This window comes from Pseudomonas sp. WS 5027 (assembly GCF_012985695.1).
Classification (GTDB): Bacteria; Pseudomonadota; Gammaproteobacteria; order Pseudomonadales; family Pseudomonadaceae; genus Aquipseudomonas; species Aquipseudomonas hygromyciniae.
The window spans coordinates 138,961-148,220 of sequence record NZ_JAAQWU010000017.1; the positions used below are offsets into that span (position 1 = coordinate 138,961).

At 58.4% G+C, this 9,260-nt stretch carries 9 protein-coding genes; 3 read left to right on the top strand and 6 right to left on the bottom strand.

Translation table 11 applies throughout. The features are described 5' to 3' along the window. Positions 1–4 precede the first annotated feature (4 nt). From HBO09_RS20575 to hemJ, 4 genes are all read right to left on the bottom strand, one after another. On the bottom strand, positions 5–790 hold the full coding sequence (locus HBO09_RS20575) for an SDR family oxidoreductase (RefSeq protein WP_169997901.1): 786 nt from the start codon (positions 788–790) through the stop codon (positions 5–7). A 63-nt stretch (positions 791–853) separates the two neighbouring features. Next, positions 854–1,816, bottom strand: a complete 963-nt coding sequence (locus HBO09_RS20580; RefSeq protein WP_169997899.1) for a DUF805 domain-containing protein — start codon at positions 1,814–1,816, stop codon at positions 854–856. 69 nt (positions 1,817–1,885) lie between these two features. Continuing rightward, the gene (locus HBO09_RS20585; protein ID WP_169997897.1) at positions 1,886–2,848 is read right to left on the bottom strand and encodes a nitronate monooxygenase family protein; all 963 of its coding nucleotides are present in this window, start codon (positions 2,846–2,848) and stop codon (positions 1,886–1,888) included. A gap of 35 nt (positions 2,849–2,883) precedes the next feature. After that, positions 2,884–3,312 (bottom strand): protoporphyrinogen oxidase HemJ, encoded by a 429-nt coding sequence (gene hemJ / locus HBO09_RS20590; RefSeq protein ID WP_169997895.1) that lies wholly within the window; start codon positions 3,310–3,312, stop codon positions 2,884–2,886. A 136-nt stretch (positions 3,313–3,448) separates the two neighbouring features. Here hemJ and argC point away from each other — a divergent pair, with 136 nt between their 5' ends. Both argC and erpA read left to right on the top strand, forming a co-directional pair. Further along, positions 3,449–4,483 (top strand): N-acetyl-gamma-glutamyl-phosphate reductase, encoded by a 1,035-nt coding sequence (argC, locus tag HBO09_RS20595; RefSeq protein ID WP_169997893.1) that lies wholly within the window; start codon positions 3,449–3,451, stop codon positions 4,481–4,483. Positions 4,484–4,646: 163 nt separating this feature from the next. Continuing rightward, positions 4,647–4,997, top strand: a complete 351-nt coding sequence (gene erpA / locus HBO09_RS20600) for an iron-sulfur cluster insertion protein ErpA (RefSeq protein ID WP_003176443.1) — start codon at positions 4,647–4,649, stop codon at positions 4,995–4,997. Positions 4,998–5,064: 67 nt separating this feature from the next. Here the strand turns inward: erpA and HBO09_RS20605 are convergent, their stop codons facing one another. Both HBO09_RS20605 and HBO09_RS20610 read right to left on the bottom strand, forming a co-directional pair. Further along, positions 5,065–6,156 carry an anhydro-N-acetylmuramic acid kinase gene (locus HBO09_RS20605; protein WP_169997891.1) on the bottom strand — a complete coding sequence of 364 codons (1,092 nt, stop codon included), beginning with the start codon at positions 6,154–6,156 and terminating at the stop codon, positions 5,065–5,067. 3 nt (positions 6,157–6,159) lie between these two features. Continuing rightward, positions 6,160–7,572, bottom strand: coding sequence for a peptidoglycan DD-metalloendopeptidase family protein (locus HBO09_RS20610; protein WP_169997889.1), 1,413 nt, complete (start codon positions 7,570–7,572; stop codon positions 6,160–6,162). Between the two features lie 210 nt (positions 7,573–7,782). Here HBO09_RS20610 and tyrS point away from each other — a divergent pair, with 210 nt between their 5' ends. Further along, a complete protein-coding gene (tyrS, locus tag HBO09_RS20615) occupies positions 7,783–8,982 on the top strand; it encodes a tyrosine--tRNA ligase (RefSeq protein WP_145157402.1) in 1,200 nt (399 codons plus the stop codon). Positions 8,983–9,260: the final 278 nt, after the last annotated feature.

Consider the following 9,260-nt stretch of genomic DNA (forward strand, 5'->3'; position numbering starts at 1 on the left):
CAGGTCAGCGCGGGCAATAGGCCTTGTTGATTGCGCCGGCAATCTTGCGGGTCAGCCAGCGTGGGCTCAAGCGCGGGCTGAACGCCAGCCAGCGGTTACGGCGACCGGGAACGATGATCGCTTTGTTCTTGGCCAAGGCACGTACGGTGTGCAGAGCCACTTCTTCCGGGCTCATCAACTGCAGGCCGCCCAGCTTGGCGGTGTCCATCTGTGCGGTGCCGAAGAACGCGGTGCGTGTTGGGCCGGGGCAAAGCACTGAAACCTTGATGCCGCAGCTCTTCAGCTCTTCGCGCAGGCCTTCGGAGAAGTGCAGCACATAGGCTTTGCTGGCGTAATAGGTGCTCATCCAAGGCCCCGGCTGGAAGGCTGCAACCGAAGCGACGTTGAGAATCTGCCCACCGCCGTGCAGGGCCATGGAATTGCCCAGTGCGTGGCACAGGCGAGTCAGGGCCAGGATGTTGACTTCGATCAGGTCTTGCTCGGTCATCCAATCCTGGGCCAGGAATGGCCCGCTGGTGCCGATGCCGGCGCAGTTGACCAGCAAGTCGATCTGCCGCTCGCCTTCTTCCAGCTCCAGCAGGAACCCGGACAGGCGCAACGGCTCGCCCAGGTCACAGGCACGGAACAACACCTCGACGCCAAAGCGTTGGGTCAGTTCTATGGCAATACTTTCCAACTGATCACGCTGGCGGGCCACCAGAATCAAGCTGCGGCCGCGCCGGGCCAGTGCTTCGGCCAAGGCCAGGCCGATGCCACTGGAGGCGCCGGTGATCAGAGCGTAACGGGTCATGCGTTTCTCCATCGCAACGCCACCGAGCCTGCGACAGATGCGTCACAGGCGTGGGGCGTTTCTTCATTCTTCCGGAGAGTCTACAGGTTCGGCCGCATCGTCAGCACTTTGCACGTCTTCTTCACCGACGATGACGCTCTGGTCAGCGTCTTCATCGGTGGTCATGGAGCTGCTTTCATAGCCGCCGTCCACGCTGCTTTCGAGCTGGTCCAGGTAACCGCCCATGGCCAGCATCACCATAGTGGCGAAAATCAATGGAAGCAGCGCTAGCCATAGGGTGGCCAGGACCTTCACTGCGGTCGAGTTGCGTGGCGGTGGCGCACCATATTGGTTGGCGCCCGCATTGCCTGGCAACACGATCAGCAGGATCGGGAAAATGCTGCCCACAATCGGTACGAGGTTCAGGAACCATAACCAGCCGGACCAGCCCAGGTCATGCAGGCGCTGCACAGTGATCTGGACACTGATCCACACAGACGCCACGAGCACGACGAAACCAAGCAGTGAGCCAATGATCATCGCGGCGGTGGGAGATACTGCGGCAATGCCCAGGCCCACGGTGAACAGGGCGCCCACGAGGGCGAACATCGCCAGGCTCAGCACCAGGGTCCAGGCCAGGAAGCGCAGGCGCCCGATACGGCCGTTGACGGTAAACACCTTGAGGGTGGAAAACTCTGGAAGATTATCCCCGACAGCTGCGCGCGGCGGTGCGTATGGCGAAGCAGTTGGTCTTGAGAAGTCAGAGCGGCCGGAATCGGTCTCATGAGTTTCAGCCAGGCTGAAGGCCACGGGTTGTTCGGCTTCGATACGTGCATCAACACCGGCGTTCTTCAGGGCCGCCAGGTAGGTTTCGGCATCGGGGTGAGACAGGTCGCGCTTCAGGGCGACCGGGCGCCCGGTGAACAGCTTTTCGATCGCTTCGACGTCGCTTTTGAACAATTCGGCCAGGTTCAGCTTGGCGGTGGTGCTTTCGACACCCGGGAGCAGGGCTCCATCAAACACAATCTTGAAACGGTTGTCGCTCATGCGGGCATCCTTGTCACTTTTCAGGGGGGTAATGCAGGCCTGCTTCAATCGGCAGGCCTGGCGGGTGTGTCAGCGTGGCCAGCGCAATTGTACCGCTTGCTCGCGCGCCTTGCGGTATTCGGCATCGAGACGGGCAACCAGTTCATCGACGCTGGGCAAATCGTTAATTTCACCGACGCCCTGGCCCGCGGACCAAACAGTCTTCCAGGCCTTGGCTTCGTCGCTGAGTGGCTTGAGCTTGGAGCCAAAGTTGATCTCACCCTTACCTTGCAGGGCGGCGAGGTCGAAACCGGCGCTTTCCAGGCTTTGACGCATAAAACTGGCGGGCACGCCGGACACCGCCGGAGTGTGCACGATATCGGCTGCCCGCGATGTGAGCAGCATCTCTTTATAGGCATCGGGGGCGTGGCTTTCAGTGGTACCGATGAAACGTGTACCGAAATACGCGAGATCAGCACCGATCAATTGCGCGGCGAGGATCTCGTGGCCATGGTTCAGGCAGCCGGCCAGCAGCAGGGTCTTGTCGAAAAACTGGCGGATTTCGGCGATCAGCGAGAATGGGCTCCAGGTGCCCGCGTGGCCGCCAGCCCCTGCCGCCACTGCGATCAGCCCGTCGACCCCTGCTTCGGCAGCTTTTTCGGCATGGCGCCGAGTGGTGACGTCGTGGAACACCAGGCCGCCGTAGCTGTGTACGGCATCTACCAACTCCTTGACCGCACCCAGGCTGGTGATAACGATCGGCACCTTGTGTTCGACGCAGATCGCCAGGTCAGCCTCAAGGCGCGGGTTGCTGTTGTGCACGATCAGGTTGACCGCGTAAGGCGCGGGGTTGTCCAGCAGCGCCAGGCCCGCTTCGATTTCTTCCAGCCAAGCCTTGAACCCGCTGCTTTCGCGCTGGTTGAGTGCCGGGAAGCTCCCGACCACGCCATTGCGACAGCACGCCAGGACCAGTTGCGGATTGGAAATCAGGAACATCGGCGCAGCCACCACAGGCAGGCGCAGGCGTTGTTCAAGCAAAGCGGGCAGCGACATTGGAAGTACCCCGGTTTAAGTGCGGCTGATTAGAGTTAGAACGGCTTTACGACGACCAAAATTACAATAGCCAGCAATATCAGAACCGGCACTTCATTGAACCAGCGATAAAAGACATGGCTGCGGGTGTTTTCGCCACGGGCAAAACGTTTTACCTGGGCGCCACACATATGGTGGTAGCCGATCAGGAGCACCACCAGGGTCAGCTTGGCGTGCATCCACCCACCCTGGCTGAAGACGCTTGGGTTTAGGCTGATCAACCAAATGCCGAATACCAGGGTGGCGATCATCGCCGGCAGCATGATGCCCTTGTACAGCTTGCGTTCCATGAGGCTGAAGCGCTCCTGGCTGACGGCATCCTGGCTTTGTGCGTGGTAGACGAACAGGCGCGGCAGGTAAAACAGCCCGGCAAACCAGCAGACAATGCTGACGATATGAAAGGCTTTGAGCCATAGATAAAGCATTTTTAGTTATTCCCAGGTTCACGGTGACTGGAGATAGTAGAGGTTAGAGTGCGCGCACGTCACGTTGACGGTTGTCGCAGAACGATACGACCCCTATTATCGACGGCTTTCCAGTGGGTTCGTTGAGGGCAGGTTTATGGTCAAGGTCGGTATCGTCGGCGGCACGGGTTACACCGGTGTCGAATTGCTGCGTCTGTTGGCTCAGCATCCGCAAGCTGAGGTGGTGGTCATCACCTCCCGATCCGAGGCTGGCCTGGCCGTTGCCGATATGTATCCGAACCTGCGCGGCCATTACGATGGCCTGGCGTTCAGCGTTCCGGACATCAAGACCCTGGGTGCCTGCGACGTCGTGTTCTTCGCCACACCACATGGGGTTGCCCATGCCTTGGCGGGTGAGTTGCTGGCGGCCGGGACCAAGGTCATCGACCTCTCGGCGGACTTCCGCCTGCAGGATGCCGATGAGTGGGCCAATTGGTACGGCCAGCCCCACGGTGCTCCGGAGCTGCTTGAGGAGGCGGTGTATGGTTTGCCTGAGGTCAATCGCGAGCAGATCAGCAAGGCGCGCCTGATTGCCGTGCCAGGTTGCTATCCGACGGCGACCCAGTTGGGCTTTCTGCCGCTGCTCGAAGCCGGTCTGGCGGATGCTTCGTGCCTGATTGCCGACTGCAAGTCGGGCGTCAGCGGCGCTGGTCGTGGTGCGGCCGTAGGCTCCTTGTACTCCGAGACCTCGGAAAGCATGAAAGCGTATGCCGTAAAAGGGCATCGCCACTTGCCGGAAATTCGCCAAGGCCTGCGTCGGGCTGCCGGCAGTGACGTCGGTCTGACGTTCGTGCCGCACCTGACCCCGATGATCCGTGGGATTCACTCGACGCTGTATGCAACCGTCAAGGATCGCTCGGTGGACCTGCAGGCACTGTTTGAAAAACGCTATGCCAATGAACCGTTCGTCGATGTGATGCCAGCTGGCAGCCACCCGGAAACCCGTAGCGTGCGCGGCGCCAACGTATGCCGGATCGCCGTGCATCGTCCGCAGGACGGCGACCTGGTCGTGGTGCTGTCGGTCATTGATAACCTGGTCAAAGGCGCGTCGGGCCAGGCTGTGCAGAACATGAACATCTTGTTCGGCCTCGATGAGAAGCTCGGTTTGTCCCATGCCGGCATGCTGCCTTAAAGCGTCGGCTGCAGTGCAAAAGGCCCGTTGATCGGGCCTTTTGCGTTTTTAAGGGCGGCTACGCAGATTGATATACCGTAACAATAGTTGACCGCTTTTCTAGGAGAAGCGGATAATGGCCGCCATCACGCATATGGCGGCGCTACGCCGGGAGATTATCAGCATGAGCGTTGAATCCTTCACCCCCACGGCTTTGCAATTCACCCACGGTGCTGCGCACAAGGTGAAGAGCCTGGTCGATGAAGAGGGTAATGATCGCTTGAAGCTGCGCGTATTCGTTACGGGCGGCGGTTGTTCAGGGTTTCAGTACGGCTTTACCTTCGATGAAGATGTGGCCGATGACGACACCATCGTCGAGCGCGAGGGCGTAAGCCTGGTCGTGGATCCGATGAGCTTCCAGTACTTGGCAGGTGCCGAGGTGGATTACCAGGAAGGTTTGGAAGGCTCGCGCTTTGTGATCAAAAATCCGAATGCCACCACGACTTGTGGTTGCGGTTCGTCGTTCTCGATCTGATCGATAGCGGATAGGCAAAACGCCGCTTGGCTCTTATGGGGTCAAGCGGCGTTTTGCTATCTGTGTGTCAGGCGGGGTAGATCGCGCCAAGTACGCGAAGGCCGCGGGCACCGGTAACGCTTGGGCGGTTGGCGGCGATACCTTCAAGGCAGCAATGGGCCAGCCAGGCGAAGGCCATGGCCTCCACCCAGTCGGGGTCTACACCGTGGGTGGCAGTACTGCTGACGCGAGTGGCCGGCAGCAAGGCTGCGATACGCTTCATCAGTGTTGTGTTATGGGCGCCGCCACCACATACCAGCAGAGTTTCGGTTTGCGGTTGTGCGCTTTGCAACGACTCGACGATGGTCTGCGCCGTCAGTTCCAGCAGTGTGGCCTGGACATCTTGCGCACTGAATGATGGCAATCGACCGAGGTGGTATTCCAGCCAGGGCAGGTTGAAGACTTCGCGCCCCGTGCTTTTAGGGCCCTTGGTCAGGAAGAAGGGATCGCTGAGCAGTGCGGTCAGTAATTGGGGTTGGATCTTTCCTGTCGCAGCCCATTGGCCGCCACGGTCAAAGTTATCGCCCCTTTGCTGGTGAATCCAGGCGTCCAGCAGGACATTGCCCGGGCCGCAGTCAAAGCCAGCTACCGGTTTGTCGGTCTCGATCAGGCTCAGATTGCTGAAGCCGCCGACGTTGAGTACTGCGCGATTGCCGCCAGCCTCGCCAAACAGCGCTTCGTGAAAGGCTGGCACCAGCGGCGCACCCTGGCCACCGGCGGCTACATCGCGGCTACGAAAGTCACTGACCACGGTTATTCCGGTCAGCTCAGTCAATAAGGCGGGGTTGCCAATCTGCACGGTAAAACCGCGGGCGGGCTCGTGGCGAATGGTTTGTCCATGACTGCCAATCGCGCGGATATCGTGGTGTGTGAGTTGCTGTTGCTCAAGCAGGGCATGGACGCCCTGAGCGGCGAGTGTTACCCAGTTTTGCTGGGCAATCGCCGATCGCGCGATCTCGTCAGGGCCGCTGGCACAAAGGCTTAGCAGTTCGACACGCAGGGACTCAGGCATGGGGATGTAATGGGTGGCGATCAGGTTGACCGCCGTATCCTGCTCGATCAGCGCAATGTCCAGGCCATCAAGGCTGGTCCCGGACATGACACCTATATAGAGCGCCATCGCTTAGCGCTTCGCCGAAGCCAGCATGGTGGCGCGTTCCTGGTCCATGCGTGCCATCAGCGGTTGGCTTTGCTGAAGGAAACGCGCGCGCTCGGCCTTGGCGATCGGGTCGGCCATTGGTAGCTTCTGGCCCAGTGGGTCGACGTGCACGCCGTTGACCTGGAACTCATAGTGCAAGTGTGGGCCGGTGGACAGGCCGGTGGTGCCGATGTAGCCAATCACTTGACCCTGCTTGACGTTGCCGCCGGTCTTCACGCCTTTGGCAAAGCCTTGCATGTGCCCGTATAGCGTACGGTAGCTGTTGCCGTGTTGGATGATGACGGTATTGCCGTAGCCGCCGCGACGTCCGGCCAACAGTACCTTGCCATCGCCGGCCGCCTTGATCGGTGTGCCGCGCGGTGCTGCATAGTCGACACCTTTGTGGGCGCGAATTTTGTTCAGAATTGGGTGCTTGCGGCCCATGGAAAAACGCGAGCTAATACGGGCGAAGTCAACCGGAGTACGGATGAAAGCCTTGCGCATGCTATTGCCATCGGCGGTGTAGTAGCTGCTGTTGCCTTGTTTGTTGGTGTAACGCACGGCGGTGTAGGTCTTGCCGCGATTGGTAAAACGCGCCGACAGGATATTGCCGGTACCGACGACCTTGCCGTTGGCTACCTTTTGCTCGTAGATCACGTCGAATTCGTCACCCTGGCGAATATCCTGAGCGAAGTCGATGTCGTAGCCAAATACGCTGGCCATGTCCATGGTCATGCTGTGGGACAGGCCTGCGCGGGCTGCGGACTGTGACAGTGAGCTGTTGATAACACCGTGTACATAGGCAGAGCGCATCACCGGCTTGGTGGTCACGCGATTGAAAGCGAAGCCCTTGGCGCCCTTGGTTAGGGTGATGCTTTCAAGATCGTTGAGGTTGGTGTGCAGCGTGGTCAGTTGACCTTCTGGGTTCAGCTCGAACTCAAGTTTCTGGCCGCGCTTGAGCTGGGTGAATTGCTTGGCTTGCTTATCGCTGGCCAGTACATCGTTAACGGTCGCGGCTGGAAGGCCGACTTTCTCGAACAGCGTCGACAGCGTGTCGCCTTTGGCCACGATTACTTCACGGTGCTCGGGGCCCTTTGCTACCTTGGGTGCAGGTGCTGCCTGGGCGGTTGTCTTGGTGTCATCCGTGCTGTCTTCGATCTGTGCAAACGGCGACTCGACGCTTGCGGTTGTGGCTTGTTGCGCGTCAGAAGCGTCTTGATCTTGTGTCAGTTGTTCAACCGGGCTCTCCAAGTCAAGACTTAAGGTCGTTCGTTTGGCTTCTACGTCACTGGAAGGGAATACCAGGAGTGCCAGGCTGAGAAGGGCGGCGATACCACTTGCGGCGAGCAGGTGGGTCTTCGGGTAAAGCGGCGGCGCTTTAGACGGTTCAGTGGTCATAGGTAATTTTGACTTTGAAAAGATGAAGTGGAAAAGATGAATGACATGATGAAGATGAAATAACTGTATAAAATATAACCAAATCATCTGTGGTGCAAGCTCGCGAATGCAGGGCTCGCCGAATGGTGTTCGTTTGCAGGGCAAAACTTGTAATTAGTCCCTGATCTTGTATGGTTGGTTCCCTTTGAATCTGAGCCTTGCGGGTCTGTTATGAAGTCGGTTGAAGAGCAGCTAGCGCTGATCAAACGTGGTGCGGAAGAACTGTTGGTCGAGGCCGAGCTGATCGAAAAGCTCAAGCGTGGCCAGCCCCTGCGTATTAAGGCTGGCTTTGATCCGACGGCACCGGATCTGCACCTGGGTCACACCGTGCTTATTAATAAGCTGCGTCAGTTCCAGGAGCTGGGGCATCAGGTGATCTTCCTTATAGGTGACTTCACCGGGATGATCGGTGATCCGAGCGGTAAGAGTGCTACACGCCCGCCGCTGACCCGTGAGCAGGTTCTGGATAATGCCGAGACCTACAAGACCCAGGTCTTCAAGATTCTTGATCCGGCCAAGACCGAGGTCGCGTTCAACTCTACTTGGATGGATCAGATGGGGCCGGCGGACTTCATTCGCCTGACGTCCCAGTACACCGTTGCGCGGATGCTTGAGCGCGATGACTTCGATAAGCGCTATTCCACCAATCAGCCTATCGCGATTCACGAGTTCCTGTACCCGCTGGTTCAAGGGTATGACTCTGTGGCTCTGCGTGCGGATGTCGAGCTGGGTGGTACCGATCAGAAGTTCAACCTGCTGATGGGGCGTGAGCTGCAGCGTGCGTATGGTCAGGAGGCGCAATGCATTCTGACCATGCCATTGCTGGAAGGGCTGGATGGCGTGAAGAAGATGTCCAAGTCGTTGGGCAACTATGTCGGCATCCAGGAGGCGCCAGGCGTGATGTACGGCAAGCTGGTTTCTATTCCGGATGCGCTGATGTGGCGTTACTTCGAACTGTTGAGCTTCCGCTCCATGGATGAGATCAATGCATTGCGTGCCGACGTAGAGGCTGGTGCGAACCCGCGGGACGTCAAGATCAAGCTGGCGGAAGAGATTGTTGCGCGCTTCCATGGTGAAGAGGCTGCGGCCAGCGCTCACCGTGCTGCGGGTAATCGCATGAAGGATGGCGAGTTGCCGGATGATCTGCCGGAGATTGAATTGACTGCTGCCGAGGCAATGCCGATCGCTGCTGTCCTTAATAAGGCGGGCCTGGTGAAGAACTCGGCCGTGGCGCGTGATCTTCTGGGGTCTGGCGGTGTGCGTATAGATGGTGAGGTTGTCGATCGCACCTTTATATACGAGCTGGGTGCGACCCACGTTTGTCAGGCCGGCAAGAAGGCATTTGCGCGTATTACGCTTAAATCCGAATAAACCTGGAATTAGCGGTTGACGGCGAATTATATCTGTCTATAATTCGCCCCACTTCCGGCGCAGTCGAAACGGAAAACTCCTTGGTAAACAATGAGTTACGAAGTTTTCGGCAGTAGGTTGCTTTAGTTCATCGAAGCTAAAAGGAAGTTGAAAAAGAGGTGTTGACAGCAGCGTGTAACGCTGTAGAATTCGCCTCCCGCTAACGAGAGATCGGAAGCGCAAGTGGTTGAAGTTGTTGAGAAAATCCTCGAAAACTTCTGAAAATAACCACTTGACAG

Bases quoted from the DNA above. Each gene is read 5' to 3' on its own strand.
- HBO09_RS20610 (WP_169997889.1), bottom strand. From the start codon at position 7,572: ATGACCACTGAACCGTCTAAAGCGCCGCCGCTTTACCCGAAGACCCAC.
- HBO09_RS20605 (WP_169997891.1), bottom strand. From the start codon at position 6,156: ATGGCGCTCTATATAGGTGTCATGTCCGGGACCAGCCTTGATGGCCTG.
- erpA (WP_003176443.1), top strand. From the start codon at position 4,647: ATGAGCGTTGAATCCTTCACCCCCACGGCTTTGCAATTCACCCACGGT.
- tyrS (WP_145157402.1), top strand. From the start codon at position 7,783: ATGAAGTCGGTTGAAGAGCAGCTAGCGCTGATCAAACGTGGTGCGGAA.
- argC (WP_169997893.1), top strand. From the start codon at position 3,449: ATGGTCAAGGTCGGTATCGTCGGCGGCACGGGTTACACCGGTGTCGAA.
- HBO09_RS20580 (WP_169997899.1), bottom strand. From the start codon at position 1,816: ATGAGCGACAACCGTTTCAAGATTGTGTTTGATGGAGCCCTGCTCCCG.
- HBO09_RS20575 (WP_169997901.1), bottom strand. From the start codon at position 790: ATGACCCGTTACGCTCTGATCACCGGCGCCTCCAGTGGCATCGGCCTG.
- HBO09_RS20585 (WP_169997897.1), bottom strand. From the start codon at position 2,848: ATGTCGCTGCCCGCTTTGCTTGAACAACGCCTGCGCCTGCCTGTGGTG.
- hemJ (WP_169997895.1), bottom strand. From the start codon at position 3,312: ATGCTTTATCTATGGCTCAAAGCCTTTCATATCGTCAGCATTGTCTGC.